This is a genomic window from Mesorhizobium sp. PL10, from assembly GCF_053714315.1.
The window spans coordinates 440080-462237 of record NZ_JBSKBR010000001.1 but is presented as its reverse complement, the minus strand read 5'-3'; the positions used below and the strand labels follow the sequence as shown (position 1 = coordinate 462237).

The following is a 22158-nucleotide window of genomic DNA, read 5'->3' as shown; positions in this document are numbered from 1 at the left end:
GTCACTGCCGCCCGAAACGTTTGGCGATTGCGGCAAGCCCGCGATGCAGCGATACCCTGACCGCCGTCTCGCTGACGCCGAGCTTGGCCGCCGTCTCGCCGATCGAGCGGCCATCGACCGATATGGCCGAGACCACCGAACGCTGCGCCGGCGGCAAGCCGTCCAGCGCCCGGTTGATGTCCCGTTCGCTGACGGTCTCGGCTTCCGGCTCGGCAAAAGTTTCGGCGATCTCGTCGATCTCGATCTCGATACGCCGTCCGCGCCGCCGAAAGGCATCGATCAGCTTGAAGCGGGCAATCGCATAGATCCACGGCAGCACCGGCGCGTCCTGGCGCCAGGTATGCCGTTTCACATGAATGGCCAGCAACGTTTCCTGCACGACATCCTCGGGATCGACCCCGCCCTGTACGATCTTGCGCCTGACAAAGCCGCGAACAAGCGCGGCGATCCGGTGCAGAAAGTCGGCGTAAGCCCTTTCATCTCCCGCGATCGCGGCCCGCATCAGCCGGGAAAGCTCGGCCTCATCCTTGCCGCTCACAAGAGTTCACTCCCCGATCTTCGCGCCTCGGCGCTGATTTGTTACGTGGCCAACGAAATAATGTCCAAGCCAAAGTGCCGCAAAATCACGAAAGTTTGCGGGGGCGGCGACCGATTGAAGCAGCCCGCCAATGTTGACTATGCTAATCAGGTATTGGTAGGTGCAGGCGTAACCAGACCAGACAGATCGAGGACGACGCCCATGAGATATGCCCTCTCCACTTTGACCAGCGCTGCCGCGCTGGCCGTGAGCTTGATTGGCGGCCCGGCGATGGCCGAGAATGCCGGCATCATCGTCTACAATGCCCAGCATGAGAGCCTGGCCAAGGAATGGGTCGAAGGTTTCACCAAGGAAACCGGCATCAAGGTCACGCTGCGCAATGGCGGCGACAGCGATTTCTCCAACCAGATCGTCGCCGAGGGCGCTTCTTCGCCGGCCGACGTGCTCCTGACCGAGAACTCCCCCGCCATGACCCTGGTCGAGGCTTCGGGCCTTTTCGCGCCGGTCGACACCGACACGCTGGCCCAGGTCCCGGCTGAATTCCAGCCGAGCAGCGGCAAGTGGGTGGGTGTCGCGGCGCGCAGCACCGTCTTTGCCTACAACAAGACCAAGCTCACCGCCGACCAACTGCCCACATCGATGCTCGATCTCGCCGATCCGAGCTGGAAAGGCCGCTGGGCCGCCTCGCCGTCGGGCGCCGATTTCCAGGCCATCGTCAGCGCGCTGCTTGAGCTCAAGGGTGAAGCCGCAACCGCCGACTGGCTGAAGGCGATGAAGGAGAATTTCACCCCCTACAAAGGCAATGGCACGGTGATGAAGGCGGTCAATGCCGGCGAGATCGAAGGTGGTGTCATCTACCATTATTACTATTTCGGCGATCAGGCCAAGACCGGCGAAAACAGCAAGAATGTCGCGCTGCACTATTTCAAGAACCAGGATCCCGGCGCCTTCGTCTCGATTTCCGGCGGCGGCGTGCTGGCCTCGAGCAAGCATCCGAAGGAAGCCCAGGCGTTCCTGAAATGGGTGACCGGCAAGGGCGGCCAGGACGTGCTGAAGACCGGCACATCCTTCGAATACGCAGTCGGCAAGGACGCTCCGTCCAACCCGAAGCTGGTGCCGCTGGCCGATCTGCAGGCGCCGAAGGTCGATCCGGCGACATTGAACTCCAAAAAGGTGACCGATTTGATGACGGCAGCCGGCTTGCTTTAGTCCGTGTTCGTCCTAAAAGGGCAACGACTGCGCTCCTGCGGGCCTTTCCGCAGGAGCGTTCTGTTTTCGAGATGGCATCGTCCATGACGACACATTGCATTTCTGGCCGCGCCTCCGGCGCTACGGACGCCCTCGCCCTGGCGGCAGTGGCGCGGCCGAACTGATGCAATCTGCGGTCGATCTCGCAGACCCGAGCACGGCAGCCAGGCGGTCCCGCCGGCAGCCCATGTCCGGGATCGTGCTCCCCGCTATTGTCGTCTCGCTGTTGTCGCTGCTGCCGCTTGCCTTCATCATCTGGATCGCCGTGCAGACCGGCTGGGACACCGTCTCGGCCCTGATCTTCCGGCCCCGCGTCGGCGAACTCCTGGTCAACACCGTGCTGCTGGTGACGCTCACCGTGCCAATCGCGATTGTGTTGTCGATAGCGCTGGCTTGGCTGACCGAGCGCAGCGACCTGCCCGGCGCTCGGCTGTGGGCCTGGCTTGCGGTGGCGCCGCTTGCCATCCCCGCTTTCGTGCACTCCTATGCCTGGATTACTTTGGTGCCGGGGCTGCACGGCCTGTGGGCCGGCCTGCTGGTGTCGGTCCTTGCTTATTTCCCGTTCCTCTATCTGCCGGTCGCGGCGTCGCTGCGCCGGCTCGATCCTGCTTTGGAGGATGCAGCCGCAGCGCTCGGCCTCGGACCGTGGCGCGTATTCGCACGTGTGGTGCTGCCGCAGCTCAGGCTGGCCATTTGCGGCGGCGCGCTGCTGGTCGGCCTGCATCTGCTTGCCGAATATGGCCTCTACGTTTTCATCCGCTTCGACACGTTCACCACCGCCATCGTCGACCAGTTCCAGTCGACCTTCAACGGCCCTGCCGCCAACATGCTGGCCGGTGTGCTGGTGACATGCTGCTTCGTGCTGCTCGCGCTGGAGGTGCTGGTGCGCGGCGAAGAGCGCTACGCCCGCGTCGGCTCGGGCGCCGCGCGCCAACGGCAGCGCAGCAGGCTCGGGCGCGCCACGCTGCCCTGCCTGGCTCTGCCTGCCATCACCACGCTGCTCGCCATCGGCGTGCCCTTCGTCACCATCGGCCGCTGGCTTGCCGCCGGCGGCGCCGATGTCTGGCGTTTCGACGAGATCGGCCTGGCGCTGGGCCAGACGCTGTTCCTGGCGCTCGCCGGCGCCCTGCTTGCGACCATCGCCGCCATGCCGATGGCATGGATCTCGATCCGCGCACCGGGGCCGCTGCAGCGGCTGCTCGAGGGCTGCAACTACATTGTCGGCTCGCTGCCCGGCGTCGTCATCGCGCTGGCGCTGGTCACCATCACCGTGCGCATCGCCATGCCGCTCTACCAGACGCTGGTCACCATCCTGGTCGCTTATGCCCTGATGTTCCTGCCGCGCGCTTTGATCAGCCTTCGGGCATCGATTGCACAGGCGCCGATCGAGCTTGAACGTGCCGCCGCGAGCCTTGGTCGGCCGCCGCTGAAGGCGCTGTGGTCGACGACGATCCGCCTGTCGGCGCCTGGGGCCGCGGCGGGCATGGCGCTGGTCGCGCTCGGCATCATGAATGAACTGACCGCCACCCAGATGCTGGCGCCCAATGGCACGCGCACGCTGGCCATGGCGTTCTGGTCCTACAGCGGCGAGATCGACTATGCCTCGGCCGCCCCTTACGCCTTCATCATGGTGGCGATGTCGCTGCCGCTGACCTGGCTGCTCTATGTCCAGTCGAAACGGATGGCCGGACGATGAGCTTTCTCGAAATCAGCGGCCTCACCAAGCGATACGGCCCGGTCGCCGCAATTGCCGGCGTCGACCTCAGCGTCGCCAGCGGCAGCCGCACCGCGATCGTCGGCCCCTCCGGCTGCGGCAAGACGACGTTGCTTCGGCTGATCGCCGGCTTCGAGGCGCCGGACCAAGGGCGCGTCGTGCTCGACGGCGAAGTGCTGGCCAATGGCAGCCATGCGGTGCAGGCGCACCGCCGCGGCATCGGCCTGGTGGCGCAGGACGGCGCGCTGTTCCCGCATCTCAGCATCGCCGACAATATCGGCTTCGGCATGACCCGCGGCGAAGAGCAGCGCACTGAGCGCATCGCCGAACTGGCCTACACGGTCGGACTAGACAAGGCGATCCTCAAACGCCGACCGCACCAGCTCTCTGGCGGCCAGCAGCAGCGCGTGGCGCTGGCCCGCGCCATGGCGATGAAACCCAGGCTGATGCTGCTCGACGAGCCGTTCTCGGCGCTCGACACCGGGCTTCGCGCCTCGATGCGCAAGGCGGTCGCCGAACTGCTCGAAGCCGCCGGCATCACCACCATCCTGGTCACCCACGACCAGGCCGAGGCGCTGTCCTTCGCCAGCCAGGTCGCGGTGATGCGCGACGGAAAGTTCTCGCAGATCGGCACGCCGCGCGAACTCTACCTGCAGCCGAAGGACCGCATGGTCGCCGAGTTCCTTGGCGACGCCATCATCCTGCCGGCAAAGATTTCAGGCGGCTTCGCCACTTCCTCGCTCGGCCGCATTGCCGTCGACTCGAAGGAGCGCCGCGACATCGCCCGCATCATGCTGCGGCCGGAACAGGTCCAGGTGAAACGCACCGCGCGCGAAGGCATGTCGGGCCCGCCGGGCACGATCTTCGCCGAGGTGACGGAATCCGAGTTCGCCGGCTCGATGTGCACCATTGCGGTGCGGTTGTTGAACAACCCCGATCCGCCCGACGCCGCGGCAATAGGCAACACGCCACTGACGCTGCGCAAGCCGGGCATCGACGCGCCGGCAGTCGGCGAGATCGTGCGGCTGACCGTCTCCGGCAAGGCGCATGTGTTTTCCTAGCTAAACCTGCCGACCCTCTGGCCTGTCGCCGGTGACCAGAGCGGCCATGTCTCAAGGAAGTCGTTGTTGTGCACGACCACCCGTCGCGCGGCCGCGTCGATGAGAACGATGCCGTAGGTCGGCGGCGCCTGTTCGACCACCTCATCGCCGACCAGATCGAGCATGAAGCGGGCATGCAGGCCGCGCTGCGCGGTGAACGGAATACCGGCGACCGTGCCGGCAATGTCGCGGTGGACATGGCCGAAGAAGATATGGCCGACATTGCCGTGGCGCGCCAAAAGGTTGAGGAAGCGCTGCGGTTGTTCCAGCCCGAGCGGATCGAGCAGCGGCAGGCCGAGCTCGACCGGCGGATGATGCAGGAAGATGTAGGCCTGCTTTTCCGCCGCCTCGCCAAGCCGGGCGTCGAGCCAGGCCAACCGCTTGTCGCAGAGCTCGCCGGTGACGCGGCCTTCGGCCAGGCTGTCCAGGAATACGAGCGATGCTTGCGGCGTATCGAAGACAGACTGCACGAAGCCATTGTCGTCGGTCGGATTTTCGGGGAATGCCGCCAGGAGATTGGCCCGCCGGTCATGATTTCCCGGCAGCAGCCGGTACGGCAGGGAAAGCCGTTTCAGGCTCGATTTGAGATCGGCATAGCTTTCGGGCGCACCCGTCTCGGTCAGGTCACCGCTGAAAACACAAAGGGCCGCATCGCCATGGCGGGCATTGATGTGCTCGATGCAGCGGTCGAGCCGCTCATGCAAATCCGCGCCAAAACGGATTTCCCCGCGGCGGCCGAGATGGACGTCCGTGACCTGGATGATTTTCATGATGTGACCTGTAAGCTGTAAGTGTCAGAGCGCCGGTTCCGGCACCGAGGCCTTGAACACGTCGAGCCGGCTGCCGGTCTCGGAAGAGAAGAAATGCAGGTCGGCCTCAGAGAACTGCAGGCCGACGGCGCTGCCCGGAACCGGATGGACGACCTCCGATGTCACCACCGAGAACGGTGCGCCGTCGAGATCGACATAGACGACGCGTCCAGCGCCCAGTTCCTCGACCAGGTCGACGGTCGCTGCCAGAGCGCCCGGCGTGCCGGGCGCGACCAGGCGCACCGCCTCCGGCCGGATGCCGACCGCGACTTTGGTGCCTACAGGGAGGCCCGTGCGCGTAACGCTAAGCTTGCGGCTGTCGCCGAGCAGCGACAGGCCGTCAAGCGTGACTGCCCCTTCGAGCATGTTCATCGCCGGCGCACCGACGAAGGTGGCGACGAAGCGGCTCGCCGGACGGCTGTAGACTTCGGCCGGCGTGCCGACCTGTTCGACACGGCCGCCATTCATCACCACCAGCTTGTCGGCCAAGGTCATCGCCTCGACCTGGTCGTGGGTGACGAACACCGAGGTGGCGGCGAGCCGGCGGTGCAGCTTGCGGATTTCCGAGCGCATCTGCACGCGCAGCTTGGCGTCGAGGTTGGACAGCGGTTCGTCGAACAGAAACACCTTCGGTTCGCGGATCATGGCGCGGCCCATGGCGACGCGCTGGCGTTGGCCGCCGGACAGCGCCATCGGCTTGCGGTCGAGCAGATGTTCCAGCTCCAGCGTGCGCGCAACCGCCTGGATGCGCTGGGTGCGCTCGGCGGCGGGAACGCCCGATACTTTCAGCGAATAGCCGATGTTCTGCGAAACACTCATATGCGGATAGAGCGCATAGTTCTGGAACACCATGGCGCAGCCGCGCTCGCGCGGTTCGAGCTTGTTGACCACCGTGCCGTCGATGGCGATCGTGCCGCCCGAAATGTCCTCCAGCCCGGCGATCATGCGCAGCAGCGTGGACTTGCCGCAACCCGACGGCCCGAGGATGACGACGAATTCGCCCGTGGCGATGTCGAGATCGACGCCATGCACGACCTGCATCTTGGCGTAGCTCTTCGTGATGTCGCGAATGGTGATGGAGGCCATTGGTTGCTCCTTATTTTTCGGTGGCGATCAGGCCGCGCACGAACCAGCGCTGCATGGCGACAACGACGATCAGCGGCGGCAGCATGACGATGAGCGTTCCGGCCATGGCGATATTCCATTCAGGAATGCCGCCGACGTTGGGAATGAGCTGCTTGAGTTCGGTCACAGCCGTCGCATGAGACTGGTCGGTGGTGATGAGCAGCGGCCACAGATACTGGTTCCATGCCCACAGGAACATGATGGTGCCGAGCGCGGCCATGTTGTTGCGCGACAACGGCAACAGGATATCGATGAAGAAGCGCAGCGGCCCGGCGCCGTCCATGCGCGCGGCTTCGGTCAGTTCATCCGGAACAGTCAGGAAGAACTGCCGGTAGAGGAAGGTGCCGGTGGCGGTGGCGATCAGCGGCAGGATCAGCCCGGTGTAGGAATTGAGCAGGCCGAGGCTGAGCGAAACCTGGACGCCCGACACCTTCTCGATCAGCCAGGTCAGGCCGGTAATGTCGAGGATGGTCTGGTAAGGCGACAGCACGTTGGCGACGACCGCATAGGTCGGCACGATGCGTACTTCCAGCGGCAGCATCAGCGTCACGAAGATCAGCCAGAAGATGAAGGTGCGGCCGGGATAACGGAAATAGACGATCGAGAAGGCGGTCAGCGCCGAGATGATCACTTTGCCGGCGGCGACGCCCGCCGCCATGACAAAACTGTTGAACAGTTTGGGGCCGAGGTCGGCTGTCGTCCACGCCGTTTTGATGTTGAGCCAGAAGTCGCTGCCGGGCAGCAGCGACATCGGCACGTCGTTGACGTCCTTGAGGTTGTGCGACGCGGCGATGACCACGATCACGAACGGCGCGATGCAAAACACGAAGCCGACGAACAAGATCACATGCGTGAAAAAATTGAGGAACGGGGTGCGCTCTACCATATCCGCCTCACCTGTAGTGCACGCGCCGCTCGATGAAGCGGAACTGGAAAATGGTCAGCACGACGATAAGCAGCATCAGGATGATGCTCTGTGCGGCGGCGCCCGAATAATCGAGCCCTTTGAAGCCGTCGGAATAGATCTTGTAGACCATCAGATTGGTGGCATTGGCCGGGCCGCCCGAGGTCATGATGTCGACGATGCCGAAGGAATCCTGGAAGCTTTCGGTGATGTTGATGACCAAAAGGAAGAAGATGGTCGGCGTGATCAGCGGGAACTGGATGTCCCAGAACCGCCTGATGACGCCGGAGCCGTCCATCGCCGCCGCCTCTATCAGCGAGCGCGGGATGGCCTGGAACGCGGCGAGGAAGAAGATGAAGTTATAGCCGACATATTTCCATGAAAAGGCGACGATGATCGACGCCATCGCGTCCGCGCCATCGAGGCCGGGGTCCCAGAAGCCGGGCCAGACCTGGTTGACGACAGCCATGAAGCCGGCTTCCGGCGCCAGGATGAAGCGGAACGCCATCGCGAGCGCGGGGGCCGCGATGCCGTAGGGCCAGATCAGCACCACGCGGTAGAGGCGCGAGCCGGCAAGCTGGCGGTCGGTGAGCGCCGCAAGCACAAGCGCGATGAACATCGCCAGCCCGGTGCTGATGCCGGCAAAGATGAGGCTGGCGGTGATCGAGTTCCAGTAGTCGGCGTTGGACAGGATCGAGCGGAAATTGTCGAGCCCGACCCAGATGTTGCCGCCGCCCCAGGGCTGCTGCAGCGTCAGTGACCAGTACACGGCCTGGCCAGCCGGCCAGTAGAAGAAGGTGAAGATCAGCAGGAGCTGCGGCACCGCAAAAAGGATGCCGATAGTCCACCTGCTGAAGGTAACGCGTTTTTCCATCGGTCCGCCGACGCCCGCCTGACAGCTGGCTTAGAGCAAGGTGAGGTTAATAACGAAATGGCCGCCCGTCGACCCTAGCATGATGCTCGGACGCGACGGGCGGCCCTGAAGTCAGGCGATCAGGGCAGGGTCTTGCCCGGATAGGTCTGCTGGAAGCGGTCGAGGATGGCGTCGCCGTTCTTGACCAGCGTGTCGAGGCCTTCCTGGACGCTGACCTTGTTGGCGAAGATGGCCTGCATCTGGGTGCCGAACTCGGCGCGGATCTGGGTGAAGTTGCCCAGACGGATGCCGCGGGTGATGTCGGTCGGCTCCGACGCGGTCAGGCTGGCGATCGCGACTTCGCGACCTTTGTAGGGAGCCTTGTCGTAGAAACCCTGGGACTTCAGGTAGTCGAAGCCCGACTTGGTCACCGGGATGTAGCCGGTGTTGGTCGACCAGAACAAAGCGGTCTTGGGGTCGTGGATGAAGTTCAGGAAAGCGGCGGCGCCCTTGTACTCGGCGTCCGATTTGCCGGAGAGCACCCACAGCGACGCGCCGCCGACGAGCGAGTTCTTGCGCTCGGTGCCGGCATAGACCGGCAGCTCGGCGACATCCCAGTTCATGCCTTCCTTCTGCGTCTTGCCGACGGTGCCGTGGTCGCCGACCGAGGTCATGATGACCTGGCACGTGCCGGAGGCGAAGGCCTGGACCATATCCTGGCCGAGATCCTTGGACTTGATCTTGATCAGGCCGGCGTCATACCACTTCTTCAGATCGGTGACGTACTGCACGAACTTGGTCTTGTTGACTTCAAGACGGGCGTCGAGACCGTCATAGCCGTTGCTCTTGGTGGCGATCGGCTGGTTGTGCAGTGCCGAGAACTGCTCCATCAGCTGCCAGCTTTCATTGGCCGAGATGTTGATCGCCATCGGGCACTCATAGCCGGCGTCCTTCAAGGCCTGAAGGTCGGTGGCGACATCTTCCCAGGTCTTGGGCGCTTCGGTCTTGCCGATCTTGGCGAAGGCGTCCTTGTTCCAGTACATCAACGGGGTCGACGAATTGAACGGGAACGAGAGCATCTCGCCCTTCGACGTCGCGTAGTAGCGGGCGATGCCGGGGAAATAATCGGCGTAGTCGATCTTGTAGCCGTTTTCTTCCATCAGCTTGTCGGCGGGCTTGTAGGCGCCGGACAGCATCATGGTGGCGGTGCCGACGTCGTAGACCTGCACGACGGCGGGCTGCTTGCCGGCGCGGAAGGCCGCGATGGTGTTCTGCAGCGTGGCGTCGTAATTGCCCTGGCTGGTACAGACGACTTCATAGTCGGCTTGCGATGCGTTGAAGTTCTTGCACAGCGTATCGACAACGCGGGCGAGGTCGCCCGACAGGCCGAACCAGAAATCGAATTTGACCGGCTCCGCGGCAGCCGGCTGCGCCAGCGCGATGCTGAAGGCTCCGGCGGCAAGGGCCGCAAGGCCCCGCTTGAAGATCGACATGGATTTTATCCCTCTTGAGTGGCTGATGACATCAGGCTTTGCGCAAGTCCCTTGCCGCTCTCATAGAGAAGGTATGTGACAGTTCTGTTGTGCCTTTTCGGGCTTGTAGACAGCCGGTCTCTCCTCCTCGACGGCCACGCCGGCATGAAACCGTCATATCGGCGCCCTAGGTACCTAGGGCGCCTCGGAATGGCGTAAAGACCACCCGCAAGAATGATTATCCGGCTAAGATGTCTTTCCAGATGACGGGTCAGATGACGGGCTTGAGTGGAGAGATGAATGTTGGTCCCGCAATTGACGCACGTACCCCGCCGCCAATCGCCAGGCGATGCGCGAAGGCGCGCGCGGCTATGATTGGCAGTTCGCCAACAATCTCGATTTGCCAACACAGCGGCGCGAGGCCGGCGATCCAGCTCCGATCGGCCGCATCGATTGGTTCTTCACCCGTGGCCTTGCGGCAAGCGCCCCTACGGTCCTGCCCACAGTGCTTGCCGATGGCTGCCCGAGCTCCGATCACGAAGCGCGCTGCTCGTGACCGTGCGCCTGGTATGAGATAAGATCGCCGCGAGGTACAACCCGGAAAACCCGCTATAGTTGTGGTGCGCATAATTGATTCTTCAACCGTCCCGTACTAATCAAAGTCCATGGCTGATTGCTGCGGGAGGGCAGGTGGCGCGAGATGCTGACGGTCTATAATTGCATCGTGCACCAGCACGATCTGAGACTTGTCGTACTGGCAGCCCTTATTTGCGGTATTTCCTCCTTCTCGGCGGTCAATCTGCTTCGCCATGTCGACCGCTCAAGCCGGCGCAACCGCTATACCTGGCTGATGATATCAGCCACTTCCACCGGCTTCGGTATCTGGGCGACACATTTCATCGCCATGCTTGCCTTTTCTCCGGGAATCCCCAACGCGTACAATGCGGAACTGTCGGCGCTTTCGCTCGCCGCTTCCGTCGCCCTGACGGCCGCCGGCATGTGGATTGCAACCTTGCGCCGGCGCATCGACTACGCCTTGGTCGGCGGCGCCATCCTCGGTGCCGGCATCGCCGCCATGCACTATATCGGCATGGCCGCTTTCGAGGTCGAAGGCCGCATCGTCTGGAACACGCTTCTGGTCGCCGTCTCGCTGCTGGCAGGCATCACCCTCGCCGCGATGGCGCTGCTGGTCGTGCTGCGGCGCCCGTCCATGCAGGCGACCATCGCCGCCGCCGTCCTGTTGACGCTGGCGATCTGCACCCTGCACTTCATCGCCATGGCCGCAGTGTCGATCTTCCCGGACTCCTCCATCGAAATATCACGGTTCACAGTCGAACCGGTGTCGCAGGCCTTCGCCGCCGCTGCAGTCAGCCTGGCTATCCTGGTGCTTTCAGCCGCAGCATTGTGGATCGACCTGCGCTTCCGTCGTCACAAGCTCGAGGCCGAGCGCATGCACGGCCTCGCCAACGCCGCCGTCGAGGGCCTGATCGTCTGCGACGGCGCCCGCATCGTCAGCGCCAATGACAGCATCGTTGCCCTCACCGGCATGGCGCCGGAAGCGCTGAACGCGATGCTGCTCGGCGACCTCTTCGGCGAACGCACCGCGGCCAGCATGTCCGACTGCAGCGGACAGGCACAGGAGGCGGAACTCAGAGGCCATGACGGCACCGCCATCCCCGTCGAACTGATCGCCAGAAGCATCGACTATTGCGGCAAGCCGCACAACGTCATCGCCGTGCGCGACATCCGCGAACGCAAGAAGGCCGAGCAGGAGATCGTGCGCCTCGCCCACTTCGACCCGCTGACGGGGCTCCCCAACCGCCGCAGTTTCTCGGGCCGGCTCGAGGCCGAAATTGCCGCAATGGGCCACGGCGGCAAGGGCGGGTATCTTGCGCTGCTGCTGCTCGACCTCGACCGCTTCAAGGAAGTGAACGACCTTTTCGGGCACGGCGCCGGCGACGCCATGCTGCAGAAGGTGGCGCTATGCGCCTCCGCCGTGCTCCGCCACGGACAGATGCTGGCGCGTCTCGGCGGCGACGAGTTCGCCATCATCGCCCCGAACCTTTCTGATCCGCAGGCAGCCGGCCGCATCGCCGAGGCGGTGCTGGCGGCCATGCGCGAGGAAAACCGGCTGTCGGTCGGTGGCGGCCTGGTGTCGGCCAGCATCGGCATTGCACTTTATCCGCTCGACGCCGACGAGCCGACAGCCCTGGTCAGCCACGCCGACACCGCGCTCTATCGCGCCAAGGCCGAAGGCAAGGACACCTACCGTTACTTCGAGGCCTCGATGGGCGCCGAGGCGCGCGACAGGCGCGTGATGGAGCACGAACTGCGCCAGGCCATAGCGCGCAATGAGTTTCGCCTCGTCTACCAGCCGCAGAAGGAGATCAGCAGCGGGCGGATGGTCGGGTTCGAAGCGCTGATCCGCTGGCGTCATCCGCAGCGCGGCGACGTGTCGCCGGCGACCTTCATTCCGGTGGCCGAAGACAGCGGCGTCATCATCCAGATCGGCGAATGGGTGCTGGCGACGGCTTGCGCCGATGCAGCGCGCTGGAAGAACCCTCTCACCGTCGCGGTCAATGTCTCGGCTGTGCAACTCCACAACCCGAATTTCAGCCGCAAGGTGCACGAAGTCCTGCTCGGCTCCGGCCTGGCGCCCGGCAGGCTCGAAATTGAGATCACCGAAACGGCACTGGTCAAGGACATGCCGCGCGCGCTCGCCACCTTGCGGCAGGTCAAGGCGCTGGGCGTGCGTGTGGCGATGGACGATTTCGGCACCGGCTACTCCTCGCTGTCCAACCTTCGCGCCTTCCCCTTCGACAAGATCAAGATCGACGGCTCGTTCATCAAATCGGTCGACAGCAACGGCCAGGTGGCGGCCATCGTGCGCGCCGTGCTGGGGCTCGGTCGCGGTCTTGGCCTGCCGGTTCTGGCCGAGGGCGTCGAGACGCTGGGCGAACTGAAATTCCTCGACGCCGAGGCCTGCGAGATCGGCCAGGGCTATTATCTCGGCCGGCCGAGTCCGATCGAGCACTTCAGCGAACTGACCGGCGTCACTGCACCGGTGGTGCCGGAAGAAGCCACGATCAAACCGCGCAGCGGCGGCAGCATCCTGATGCTCGAACCTGCGGCGGCTCTTCGCTCAACTTGAAGGTTCGAGCGCGGCCTCGACCAGCCGCTTGGCATCCGGCCCCGACCATTCGGCCGGCCCGTTCATATGCGCGACCAGGCAGCCTTCGCCGTCGATCAGCATGGTGACGGGAAGGCCGAGCGCCAGACCGCGCGTCTTGACGTCGTTGAACAGCGCCAGCGTTGGGTCGCGGTAGTAACCGAGCTTCTCGATACCGATGTCGCCAAGGAACTTCTTCGGCTTCACATCGTCGCCGGCATCGACATTGACCGCGATCACCTCGAAGGCGTCGCTGCCCTTCTCCTTCTGCAGCGCGTCGAGCGCCGGCATTTCGGCGCGGCAGGGCGCGCACCATGTCGCCCACAGATTGAGCAGCACCGTCTTGCCGGCGTGGTCGGCGATCGTCATCGGCTTGCCGTCGGGGCCGTTGAAGGCAAGGCCTTTCAGCGATTGCGGCGGATCGGCGGGCAACAATGCGGCAACCTGGCCCGTGGCCGCGGCGGCGACCTTCTTGGCATGGTCGCTCTTGGCTGCGCAAGCGACGTCGTCGTTGCTGCCGCCGGCGGCAGCTTGCGCTGGGGCGCTGCCGGAGGCTGCGTTGTTGCCAGAACCGCTCTCGCTGACATATACCGCGACCGCGCCCGCCAGCACGCCTGCCACCAAAGCGGCAAGGATCAGGCGCGGGGCCGGGAAGTATCTATTGCCGTTTGCCATTTTTCTAAAACTACTCCGGAGCACGGGTTATAGCGATGAGCGACAAGAAGGCCAGCAACCAGATGTGGGGCGGACGTTTTGCCTCGGGTCCGGCCGCGATCATGGAAGCGATCAACGCGTCGATCTCGTTCGACCGCAAGCTTTATGCGCAGGACATAAGAGGTTCGATCGCCCATAGCGAGATGTTGGCTGAAACGGGCATTATTTCGGCAGCCGATCAAGAAAAAATCGCTCACGGCCTGAACACAATCCTGAAAGAGATCGAGGCCGGCACGTTCGAGTTCTCGACCCGGCTGGAAGACATCCACATGAATGTCGAGGCCCGCCTCGCCGATCTGATCGGCTCGGCAGCCGGCCGCCTGCACACCGCCCGCTCGCGCAACGACCAGGTCGCGGTCGACCTCAGGCTCTGGGTCAAGGACGAGTGTTTCCGCGTCGCCGAGGCGCTGAAGGGTCTGATATCAGCCTTCCTCGAGCGGGCCGAGGAGCATGCGGCAACCGTCATGCCGGGCTTCACCCATATGCAGGCAGCGCAGCCGGTGACCTTCGGCCACCACTGCATGGCCTATGTTGAGATGTTCTCGCGCGACCTGTCACGCGTCCGCGACGCCATCGAGCGAATGGATGAAAGCCCGTTGGGCGCGGCAGCCCTTGCCGGCACCAGCTTCCCGATCGACCGCCACCAGACCGCAAAGGCGCTGGGCTTCCGCGAGCCGATGCGCAATTCGCTGGACAGCGTTTCCGACCGTGATTTCGCGCTGGAGTTCTTAGGCCTGGCAGCGATCTGCGCCACGCATCTGTCGCGGCTCGCCGAAGAGATCATCATCTGGTCGACGCCGCAGTTCGGCTTCGTCAGGCTGTCGGATTCCTTCTCCACCGGCTCCTCGATCATGCCGCAGAAGAAGAACCCGGACGCCGCCGAACTGGTACGCGGCAAGACCGGCCGCGTCACCGGCCATCTGGTCGGACTGCTGACGGTGATGAAGGGCATGCCGCTGACCTATGGCAAGGACATGCAGGAGGACAAGGAATCGGTCTTCGACGCCGCCGAAACGCTCGATCTGATGCTGGCGGCGATGACCGGCATGGTGCGCGACATGACGGTGAATGCCGCCGCCATGAAAAAGGCCGCCGGCTCCGGCCATGCGACCGCGACCGATCTCGCCGACTGGCTGGTGCGCACGCTGGGCCTGCCCTTCCGCGAGGCGCACCATGTCACCGGCCGCGCGGTGGCATTGGCCGAAGAGAAGAAGGTGAGCCTTGAGAAGCTTTCGCTGGAGGATCTGCAGCCGATCAACCCGGGCATCACCCAGGACATCTTCTCGGTGCTTGCCGTGCAGAACTCGGTGAAGAGCCGCACCAGCTTCGGCGGAACCGCACCTTCGGAAGTGCGTAAGCAGATCCGCGCCTGGAAAAAGCGCATCGCCAAGGCATGATGCCGGGGTGCAATGCGCCGAAAACTCGGTTAAAAGCGGCAGCACATAAAAGTTTCGGACGGATGGATCGATGACCGCACGCAGGATTTTGGTGACGCTGACCCTGCTGGCAGCGATGGCTGCCGTGACCGCCTGCGGCCGCAAGGCCGGCCTCGACACGCCCTATGAAGCGGCCGTCCAAGCCCGCAAGGACGCCGAGCGAGCCAAGCAGCCGGTGCCGCCGGAGCCGGAAAAACCGGTTGTGGACAAGAAATTCATCCTCGACCCGCTGCTCTAGGATCGATGAGAACCGGGGCTGGTCTTCTCAGCCCGATCTCGCTGTACCCCAACTTTTCGGAACCGCTCCCGTGAACCATTTCGACTACCGCGACGGCGTGCTCCATGCCGAGGACGTGGCGATACCAGACATCGCCGCAAGCGTCGGCACGCCGTTCTATTGTTATTCGACGGCCACCCTGACCAGACATTACCGGGTGTTCGCCGGAGCCTTTGCCGGGCTCGACACGCTGGTCTGCTACGCCTTGAAGGCGAATTCCAACCAGGCGGTGCTGCGCACGCTGGCAAGGCTCGGCGCCGGCGCCGACACCGTCTCGGAAGGCGAAATGCGCCGTGCGCTCGCCGCCGGTATCCCGGCCAACAAGATCGTGTTTTCCGGTGTCGGCAAGACCGCGCGCGAAATGGATTTCGCGCTCGAGGCCGGCATTCTCTGCTTCAACGTCGAATCCGAACCCGAGCTGGAGTTGCTGTCGGCCCGCGCCACGGCACTCGGCAAGGTGGCGCCGGTCTCGCTGCGCATCAACCCGGATGTCGACGCCAGGACCCACAGGAAGATCTCCACCGGCAAGGCCGAGAACAAGTTCGGCATACCTTGGCAAAAGGCCCGCCAGGTCTATGCCCGCGCTACCGGGTTGCCGGGCATCAAGCCCATCGGCATCGATACCCATATCGGCAGCCAGATCACCGAGTTGCAGCCCTTTGACGACGCCTTCGCCCTTCTGGTGGAACTGGTCGGCGCGCTGCGCGCCGATGGCCACGCCGTCGAGCATGTCGATCTGGGCGGCGGCCTCGGCATTCCCTACCGCACCGACAACAGCCCGCCGCCTCTGCCCGATGCCTATGCCGAGATCGTCAGGAAGCATCTGACAAAGCTTGGGGTGAAGGTGATGTTCGAGCCGGGCCGGCTGATCGTCGGCAATGCCGGCATCCTGGTCTCCGAAGTGATCTTCGTGAAGGAAGGCGACGCCAAGAATTTCCTTGTCGTCGACGCCGCCATGAACGATCTGATCCGGCCGACGCTGTATGACGCCTTCCACGACATCAAGCCGGTGGTGCAGCCGTCGGCCGACACTCCGCGCATGGCGGTCGATGTCGTCGGCCCGGTCTGCGAGACCGGCGACTATCTCGGCCTCGACCGTGACCTGCCCCGGCTGAAGTCTGGTGACCTGATTGCCGTCGCCACGGCCGGCGCTTATGGCGCGGTGCAATCGGGCACCTACAACACAAGGCTTCTGGTGCCCGAGGTTCTGGTCGACGGCGACCGTTTCCATGTCGTGCGCCAGCGCCAGACCTATGATGAGCTCATCGGCCTGGATTCGGTGCCCGACTGGCTCGCATAGAAGCCGCCGCGCCGGCTCCGCTATAGCCGGTTCTGGATGAGCATCCTTGTGTCGGCGATCTTGTCCTCGTCGCGGCGGTAGAACGTCCATTGCTTGATGCGCTTGGGGCGCAGCAGGCCGGCCTGGGTAAGCACGCGCATATGCTCGGAGAGCGTCGCCTGCGTAATGCCGAGCTTCTCTGCGATCAGCAGCGCGCAAACGCCGTCCTCGACCAGATCGCCGTCTGCCTGGGCCGGGAAATGCGCCCGCGGATCCTTCAGCCAGTCGAGGATCTGCAGTCTGCGTTCGTTGGCGATCGCCTTGAAGACATCAACCTCTTGCATTTAGCCATTTTGCCAAGTTACTAATTGCTGTCAATCCCAAGGAGATGGTCATGACCAACGGCAACAGCATCACGCGCGAACGCATTGCCGCGATGGAGCCGCGCATCCGCCCCTATGTCAGACACACGCCGGTGTTGCGCGTCGACATGGCCGATTTCGACCGGCCGCCGCTGGCGGTCGACCTCAAGCTCGAATGCCTGCAGCATTCCGGCTCGTTCAAGGCGCGCGGCGCCTTCACCAATCTGCTGGAACGGCCGGCGCCCGAGGCCGGCGTCGTCGCGGCGTCGGGCGGCAATCATGGCGCCGCTGTCGCCTATGCCGCGATGCGGCTCGGCCACAAGGCGACGATCTTCGTCCCTGAAGTCAGCCCGCCGGCTAAGCTTCAACGCATCCGCGGCTACGGCGCCGAACTGATCGTCGGCGGCGCCCGTTATGCCGAAGCGCTGGCCGCCAGCGAGGCCTTTGCCGAAAAGACCGGCGCGCTGCAGATCCACGCCTTCAATCAGGAAGAAACGCTGGTCGGCCAGGGCACGCTCGGCCTCGAGATCGAGCAAGACTTGCCCGAAATCGACACGCTTCTGGTCGCTGTCGGCGGCGGCGGCCTGATCGGCGGCATCGCCGCCTGGTTTGCCGGCCGCATCCGGATCATCGCCATCGAGCCCGAGGGTGCGCCAACGCTGCATCGCGCCTTCGAGGCCGGACATCCGGTCGATGCGCCAGCCGAAGGCGTCGCCGCCGATTCGCTCGCGCCCAAGCGCGTCGGCGAGATGATGTTCCCGATCGCCGAGGCCTTCGTCGAACGCTCCATCCTGGTCACCGACGAAGCCATCATCGCCGCGCAGAAGGCGCTGTGGGAGCGTGTGCGGATCATCGCCGAGCCGGGCGGCGCTGCGGCCTTCGCGGCTCTCTTGTCCGGCCGCTACACCGCGGCGCCGGGCGAACGGGTTGCCGTGCTGGTCTGCGGTTCCAACACCGATCCGGCGAAATTCTAAAACCTTGCTTGACGGAAAAACCCGTCAAAGCTCTTCAAGTTTTCCGGAACCGCCTCGCCTTTGCCGTGTTTGCTGGTAAACTTCCGCTTGTTGAGTCCGGGCTATCCCGCCCGGGCAGGAAGGGCCGATGACGGAACGCCCCATTTCCAGCGGCGATCGCAGCCTGGCCGGGCGGCTTGCCTTGAGCCGGCTGGCAACACGGGTCTCGATGACGGTCGAGCGCGGGTGGCCGCTGCTTCTGCCGCTGCTCATCCTCGTCAGCCTGTATCTCAGCCTCTCCTGGCTCGGCCTCTTTCCCCGCCTGCCTGACATTGCGCGCATTGTCCTGGTCGCGGCGTTCGGCATTGCCACGCTCGCGGCGCTCTATCCGCTGCGTTTCTTCAAGCTTCCATCCGCCGCCGAGGTCGACCGCCGCATCGAGGCGGCCAACCAGTTGCAGCACAGCCCTGTGTTGGTGCAGACAGACCGTCCGAGCGGCAAGGAAAGCATTTTTTCCCAGGCGCTGTGGCGCGAACACCAAAAGCGCATGGCCGAGAAGCTTGGCAGCCTCGGCGCCGATCTGCCTCGCGCCCGCGTGCCGGAGCGCGACCCTTGGGGGCTGCGCGCCGTGGCGGCGCTGCTGTTGGTTGCCGCTTTTGCCTTTTCCTTTGGGCCGTCCGGCGGCAGGGTATCCGATGGTTTCCGCGCCCATGCGGCGCGCGACGTCGTGCCGCCGCGCATCGATGCCTGGGTGACGCCGCCGGCCTATACCGGCAAGCCGCCGATTTTCCTCACCACGCCAGTTCTCGATGGCAACACCAAGCAGGCAGCCGCCACCTTTACCGTGCCGCAAGGCAGCGACGTCTCGCTGCGCGTCACCGGCGGCTCCGGCGAGGAAACGCTCAGCTTCGCCGACAAGAGCGGCAACGCCCGCGCCATCGACCCGACGGGACCGCAGGCCGCCGCCGTCAAGGCAGCAGCAGTGAACCCGGCGACGCCCAAGCTGCGCCAGTTCACCGGCAAGCTGACCGCCGACGGCACGCTGACGCTGAAATCGGGCGAAGCCGATCTCGGTCAGTGGGCCTTCGCCGTGATCCCCGACAAGCCGCCGACCATTAGCTTCGTCGGCGAGCCTAAACGCGCCGTCAACGGCGCTTTCGAGCTCAACTACCAGATCGACGACGACTATGGCGCGGCCACCGCCAAGGCGGCTTTCGCACTTGCCGATCCGGCCGCGCCCGATGCGCATCCGCTCTACGGCCCGCCTGAAATGCCATTGGCGCTGCCGCGTCGCGGCGGTAAGGCGAACGCCGCCAAGACCACCAAGGATCTCACCGAACACGTCTGGGCCGGCGCCAGAATCAAGCTGTCGCTTGTCGCCACCGACGATGCCGGACACACCGCGACCAGCGAAACCAAGACTATTGTGATGCCCGAGCGGCCCTTCGCCAACCCGCTGGCGCGGGCCGTGATCGAGCAGCGCCGTCTGCTGGCGCTCGATGCCAATGCCAAGCCGCGCGTGCTCGAGCTGATGGACGCGATCACGCTTCGGCCCGAAGATACCTTCGCCAACATGTCGCATTACCTCGCCATCATGGGCGCCCGCAGCCGGCTGAAGATGTCCGACAGCGACGACCAGCTGCGCAACGAGGTTGCCTATCTCTGGGAAATCGCGCTCGGCATCGAGGAAGGCAATCTCTCGGCCGCCGAAAAGCGCCTGCGCCAGGCGCAGCAGGCGCTGCAGGACGCCATCAAGCGTGGCGCCAGCGACGAAGAGATCGAAAAGGCGATGAAGGAGCTTCGCGAGGCGATGAACGAATTCCTGCAGGAATTCGCCGAACGCGCCAAGCAGAACCCGAACGCGCCGCAGATGCAGCAGAACGGCCGCGAGCTGCGCCAGAGCGACATCGACCGCATGATGGACCAGATCGAGAACCTGGCGAAATCAGGCGACCGCGACAAGGCGCAGGAGCTGCTGTCGCAGTTGGAAAACATGATGAACAACCTACAGGCCGGCCGTCAGCAGCAAGGCGGCGAGCAGGACAGCGAGATGCGCCAGCAGATGGACAAGCTGGGCGAGATCATGCGCCGCCAGCAGGAGATGATGAACGACACCTACCGCATGGACCAGATGCAGCGCGGTCAGGGCCAGCGAGATCAGGACCAGCAGCAGGATGGCGACCAGCAGCTCGGCGGACAGGATGAGGACAAACCCGGCCCCGGTGACGATCGCGATCCGCTTGCCCGCAAAAAGCCGATGACGGCGCAGGAATTCGCCGATGCGATGAAGCAGCTGCAGGAAGGCCAGGGCCAGTTGCAGAGCGAACTCGACAAGCTGAAGAAGGGCCTGGAAGGCATGGGCATGCAGCCCAATGAGGGATTTGGCGATGCCGGCAAATCCATGGGCAATGCCGAAAAGTCGCTTGGCGAAGGGGAAGGCGACCAGGCAGTCGGCCACCAGGGTCGCGCGCTGGAGGCGCTGCGCAAGGGCGCCAAGGAGATGATGAAGCAGCTGCAGGCGATGCAGGGCGACCAGGGCGGTAGCCAGGAAGGCGTCCGCCAACAGGACGCCGACCGCGATCCGTTGGGTCGGCCACGCGCCAGCCGCGGACCCGATTTCGGCGATTCGGTGAAGGTGCCCGACGAGATCGACGTGCAGCGCGCCCGCCAGATCCTCGAAGCAATCCGCAAGCGGCTCGGCAACGCGCTCAGCCCCGACATCGAGCGCAGCTACCTTGAGCGGCTGCTGGAGCTCAAGTAGCCTCCAGGGCAATTTCCTTCGAACTGAATGGTATCAGCGCCATGCCGAAACTCGGGGCCGTCACGCCCATCCTGCGCATCTTCGACATCGCCAAGGCGCGCGAATTCTATCTCGACTTCCTCGGCTTCGAGGTCGAGTTCGAGCATCGCTTCGACGACAATGCGCCCCTTTACATGGCGGTTGTTCGCGACGGCTGCGTCCTGCATCTGAGCGAACATCATGGCGACGGCGCTCCAGGCATCGCCATGCGCATCAAGGTCGAGGACATTGCGGCGCTGCATCGCGAACTGATCGGCAGGAAATACCGCTATGCCCGACCAGGGCTTGAAACCACGCCGTGGGAGACCCGTGAAGTGTCGGTTGGTGATCCCTTCGGCAATCGCCTGCATTTCTACGAGGATGCGGCAAGCTAGGCAGTTCCAGGAAAGAGCCGTTCCAAATCGGACCTGTTGACGAAAGCGTCGCGGATCGCTTCCTGCATGCCGTCGATCGCCTCGCCTGACGCGTTCGGGTTGCGATGCATCACCACATTCGAGGAATCGATATGGCCGAACCCATCGGCGGCGGTAAGCTCGCGACAGCCATCGGGAATGTTGCTGCGCGAGATCGGCGCGATCGCCAGGCCAGAGGTGACGGCGAGCTTCAGGCCGCCAGTGGTGTCGCTGGTATAGGCGACTCGGTAGGCCAGCCCACGCTGCTCCAGCGATTTGATGGCGAAGTCCTTGCACCAGCCGGCCCGATTGTAGAGCGCGATCGGCACCGGCCGTTCCTCATGCATGTGATGCAGGCTCGATGTCACCCACACCGTCGGATCGTGCATCAGCACCTCGCCACCGCCAGGATCCTGCCATTCGAACACCACGGCGAGGTCGAGCTCGCCGGCAGCCAGCGCCGCCAGCTGTGTGCCCGAATGCGCGTAGCGCACCGTGACCTCGACCTTGGTGTGGCGCTTGGAGAAGGCGCCGAGCGCGCGCGACAGGATGGCGTGGCCATATTCCTCGGGAATGCCGATGCGCACCGGCCCGCCGAGCGGTGCCGCCGCCATCGAGGCCGCCGTCTCGTCGAGCAGCGAGACGATGCGGCGGGCATTGACGATCAGTTCGCCGCCACGGCGCGTCAGCGCAACACCGCGCGAGCCGCGTTCGAACAGGCTGTCGCCGACCAGCTCTTCGAGCTTCTTCATCTGCATCGACACAGCCGACTGGGTACGGCCGGCCTGCTCTGCCGCCCGGGTGAAATTGCCCGCTTCGGCAATCGCGACGAAGGTACGCAGGAGATCGCTGTCGAGGGTTGGCCGCATCGAATCCGTCATAAGCAAATTTGATCGCTAGTATCATTCCAATTCGTTTGCAACATGTCAAACGCCGGACGATAGTCAGCCTACCCATTGGATATGCGGCCGCGAAATCGGTTGCGGACCAATCAAGAGTCCTCACTCATACCC

20 protein-coding genes are annotated in these 22158 nt (G+C 64.2%); 11 read left to right on the top strand and 9 right to left on the bottom strand.

The annotated features are described in order from the left end of the window. Position 1: 1 nt before the first annotated feature. Entirely contained in the window at positions 2-538 is a 537-nt protein-coding gene (locus tag ACWGTO_RS02325; protein WP_142866419.1) for a sigma-70 family RNA polymerase sigma factor, read from the bottom strand. A 201-nt stretch (positions 539-739) separates the two neighbouring features. Between ACWGTO_RS02325 and ACWGTO_RS02320 the strand changes: the two genes are divergently transcribed. The 3 genes from ACWGTO_RS02320 to ACWGTO_RS02310 all read left to right on the top strand — a co-directional run bounded on the left by ACWGTO_RS02320 (position 740) and on the right by ACWGTO_RS02310 (position 4561). Further along, positions 740-1747, top strand: coding sequence for an iron ABC transporter substrate-binding protein (locus tag ACWGTO_RS02320; RefSeq protein ID WP_454573247.1), 1008 nt, complete (start codon positions 740-742; stop codon positions 1745-1747). A gap of 163 nt (positions 1748-1910) precedes the next feature. Then, the gene (locus ACWGTO_RS02315; protein ID WP_454573246.1) at positions 1911-3482 is read left to right on the top strand and encodes an ABC transporter permease; all 1572 of its coding nucleotides are present in this window, start codon (positions 1911-1913) and stop codon (positions 3480-3482) included. Next, positions 3479-4561, top strand: coding sequence for an ABC transporter ATP-binding protein (locus ACWGTO_RS02310; RefSeq protein ID WP_454573245.1), 1083 nt, complete (start codon positions 3479-3481; stop codon positions 4559-4561). Before ACWGTO_RS02315 ends, ACWGTO_RS02310 begins: the two co-directional genes overlap by 4 nt. Here the strand turns inward: ACWGTO_RS02310 and ACWGTO_RS02305 are convergent. The 5 genes from ACWGTO_RS02305 to ACWGTO_RS02285 all read right to left on the bottom strand — a co-directional run bounded on the left by ACWGTO_RS02305 (position 4558) and on the right by ACWGTO_RS02285 (position 9784). Then, entirely contained in the window at positions 4558-5370 is an 813-nt protein-coding gene (locus ACWGTO_RS02305) for a phosphodiesterase (protein ID WP_454573244.1), read from the bottom strand. The two genes, ACWGTO_RS02310 and ACWGTO_RS02305, sit on opposite strands and share 4 nt — an antisense overlap. Positions 5371-5394: 24 nt before the next feature. Continuing rightward, positions 5395-6495: a sn-glycerol-3-phosphate ABC transporter ATP-binding protein UgpC gene (gene ugpC, locus ACWGTO_RS02300; protein WP_454573243.1), complete on the bottom strand. Its 1101-nt coding sequence runs from the start codon at positions 6493-6495 to the stop codon at positions 5395-5397. Between the two features lie 10 nt (positions 6496-6505). Further along, positions 6506-7420, bottom strand: a complete 915-nt coding sequence (locus ACWGTO_RS02295) for an ABC transporter permease subunit (protein ID WP_454573242.1) — start codon at positions 7418-7420, stop codon at positions 6506-6508. A 7-nt stretch (positions 7421-7427) separates the two neighbouring features. Beyond that, the gene (locus tag ACWGTO_RS02290) at positions 7428-8312 is read right to left on the bottom strand and encodes a carbohydrate ABC transporter permease (protein WP_454573241.1); all 885 of its coding nucleotides are present in this window, start codon (positions 8310-8312) and stop codon (positions 7428-7430) included. A gap of 119 nt (positions 8313-8431) precedes the next feature. After that, on the bottom strand, positions 8432-9784 hold the full coding sequence (locus ACWGTO_RS02285; protein ID WP_454573240.1) for an extracellular solute-binding protein: 1353 nt from the start codon (positions 9782-9784) through the stop codon (positions 8432-8434). Between the two features lie 328 nt (positions 9785-10112). Between ACWGTO_RS02285 and ACWGTO_RS02280 the strand changes: the two genes are divergently transcribed. After that, entirely contained in the window at positions 10113-10319 is a 207-nt protein-coding gene (locus ACWGTO_RS02280; RefSeq protein ID WP_454573239.1) for a hypothetical protein, read from the top strand. 144 nt (positions 10320-10463) lie between these two features. After that, positions 10464-12914, top strand: coding sequence for a bifunctional diguanylate cyclase/phosphodiesterase (locus tag ACWGTO_RS02275; protein WP_454573238.1), 2451 nt, complete (start codon positions 10464-10466; stop codon positions 12912-12914). Here the strand turns inward: ACWGTO_RS02275 and tlpA are convergent. Then, the gene (gene tlpA, locus ACWGTO_RS02270) at positions 12906-13607 is read right to left on the bottom strand and encodes a thiol:disulfide interchange protein TlpA (protein WP_454573237.1); all 702 of its coding nucleotides are present in this window, start codon (positions 13605-13607) and stop codon (positions 12906-12908) included. The genes ACWGTO_RS02275 and tlpA overlap by 9 nt on opposite strands. 35 nt (positions 13608-13642) lie before the next feature. On the opposite strand from tlpA, the gene argH reads away from it, so the two are divergent. From argH to lysA, 3 genes are all read left to right on the top strand, one after another. Next, positions 13643-15043 (top strand): argininosuccinate lyase, encoded by a 1401-nt coding sequence (gene argH, locus ACWGTO_RS02265; protein WP_454573236.1) that lies wholly within the window; start codon positions 13643-13645, stop codon positions 15041-15043. A 70-nt stretch (positions 15044-15113) separates the two neighbouring features. Further along, entirely contained in the window at positions 15114-15320 is a 207-nt protein-coding gene (locus ACWGTO_RS02260; protein WP_454573235.1) for a hypothetical protein, read from the top strand. 70 nt (positions 15321-15390) lie between these two features. Beyond that, a complete protein-coding gene (lysA, locus tag ACWGTO_RS02255; protein WP_454573234.1) occupies positions 15391-16659 on the top strand; it encodes a diaminopimelate decarboxylase in 1269 nt (422 codons plus the stop codon). A gap of 20 nt (positions 16660-16679) precedes the next feature. On the opposite strand, the gene ACWGTO_RS02250 is transcribed toward lysA, so the two are convergent. After that, entirely contained in the window at positions 16680-16982 is a 303-nt protein-coding gene (locus ACWGTO_RS02250) for an ArsR/SmtB family transcription factor (protein ID WP_112562241.1), read from the bottom strand. Positions 16983-17032: 50 nt separating this feature from the next. Between ACWGTO_RS02250 and ACWGTO_RS02245 the strand changes: the two genes are divergently transcribed. The 3 genes from ACWGTO_RS02245 to ACWGTO_RS02235 all read left to right on the top strand — a co-directional run bounded on the left by ACWGTO_RS02245 (position 17033) and on the right by ACWGTO_RS02235 (position 21127). Then, positions 17033-17974 carry a threonine/serine dehydratase gene (locus ACWGTO_RS02245; RefSeq protein WP_454573233.1) on the top strand — a complete coding sequence of 314 codons (942 nt, stop codon included), beginning with the start codon at positions 17033-17035 and terminating at the stop codon, positions 17972-17974. A 127-nt stretch (positions 17975-18101) separates the two neighbouring features. Continuing rightward, positions 18102-20714 carry a TIGR02302 family protein gene (locus ACWGTO_RS02240; RefSeq protein WP_454573232.1) on the top strand — a complete coding sequence of 871 codons (2613 nt, stop codon included), beginning with the start codon at positions 18102-18104 and terminating at the stop codon, positions 20712-20714. Positions 20715-20755: 41 nt separating this feature from the next. Further along, the gene (locus tag ACWGTO_RS02235) at positions 20756-21127 is read left to right on the top strand and encodes a glyoxalase superfamily protein (protein ID WP_454573231.1); all 372 of its coding nucleotides are present in this window, start codon (positions 20756-20758) and stop codon (positions 21125-21127) included. Here the strand turns inward: ACWGTO_RS02235 and ACWGTO_RS02230 are convergent. Continuing rightward, complete coding sequence (locus tag ACWGTO_RS02230) at positions 21124-22014, bottom strand: LysR family transcriptional regulator (RefSeq protein ID WP_454573230.1); 891 nt, start codon at positions 22012-22014, stop codon at positions 21124-21126. The two genes, ACWGTO_RS02235 and ACWGTO_RS02230, sit on opposite strands and share 4 nt — an antisense overlap. Between the last annotated feature and the right edge of the window lie 144 nt (positions 22015-22158).

Coding starts and splice junctions, on each gene's coding strand:
- ACWGTO_RS02320 (WP_454573247.1), top strand. CDS start 740: ATGAGATATGCCCTCTCCACTTTGACCAGCGCTGCCGCGCTGGCCGTG.
- ACWGTO_RS02315 (WP_454573246.1), top strand. CDS start 1,911: ATGCAATCTGCGGTCGATCTCGCAGACCCGAGCACGGCAGCCAGGCGG.
- ACWGTO_RS02310 (WP_454573245.1), top strand. CDS start 3,479: ATGAGCTTTCTCGAAATCAGCGGCCTCACCAAGCGATACGGCCCGGTC.
- ACWGTO_RS02305 (WP_454573244.1), bottom strand. CDS start 5,370: ATGAAAATCATCCAGGTCACGGACGTCCATCTCGGCCGCCGCGGGGAA.
- ugpC (WP_454573243.1), bottom strand. CDS start 6,495: ATGGCCTCCATCACCATTCGCGACATCACGAAGAGCTACGCCAAGATG.
- ACWGTO_RS02295 (WP_454573242.1), bottom strand. CDS start 7,420: ATGGTAGAGCGCACCCCGTTCCTCAATTTTTTCACGCATGTGATCTTG.
- ACWGTO_RS02290 (WP_454573241.1), bottom strand. CDS start 8,312: ATGGAAAAACGCGTTACCTTCAGCAGGTGGACTATCGGCATCCTTTTT.
- ACWGTO_RS02285 (WP_454573240.1), bottom strand. CDS start 9,784: ATGTCGATCTTCAAGCGGGGCCTTGCGGCCCTTGCCGCCGGAGCCTTC.
- ACWGTO_RS02280 (WP_454573239.1), top strand. CDS start 10,113: ATGCGCGAAGGCGCGCGCGGCTATGATTGGCAGTTCGCCAACAATCTC.
- ACWGTO_RS02275 (WP_454573238.1), top strand. CDS start 10,464: ATGCTGACGGTCTATAATTGCATCGTGCACCAGCACGATCTGAGACTT.
- tlpA (WP_454573237.1), bottom strand. CDS start 13,607: ATGGCAAACGGCAATAGATACTTCCCGGCCCCGCGCCTGATCCTTGCC.
- argH (WP_454573236.1), top strand. CDS start 13,643: ATGAGCGACAAGAAGGCCAGCAACCAGATGTGGGGCGGACGTTTTGCC.
- ACWGTO_RS02260 (WP_454573235.1), top strand. CDS start 15,114: ATGACCGCACGCAGGATTTTGGTGACGCTGACCCTGCTGGCAGCGATG.
- ACWGTO_RS02250 (WP_112562241.1), bottom strand. CDS start 16,982: ATGCAAGAGGTTGATGTCTTCAAGGCGATCGCCAACGAACGCAGACTG.
- ACWGTO_RS02245 (WP_454573233.1), top strand. CDS start 17,033: ATGACCAACGGCAACAGCATCACGCGCGAACGCATTGCCGCGATGGAG.
- ACWGTO_RS02240 (WP_454573232.1), top strand. CDS start 18,102: ATGACGGAACGCCCCATTTCCAGCGGCGATCGCAGCCTGGCCGGGCGG.
- ACWGTO_RS02235 (WP_454573231.1), top strand. CDS start 20,756: ATGCCGAAACTCGGGGCCGTCACGCCCATCCTGCGCATCTTCGACATC.
- ACWGTO_RS02230 (WP_454573230.1), bottom strand. CDS start 22,014: ATGCGGCCAACCCTCGACAGCGATCTCCTGCGTACCTTCGTCGCGATT.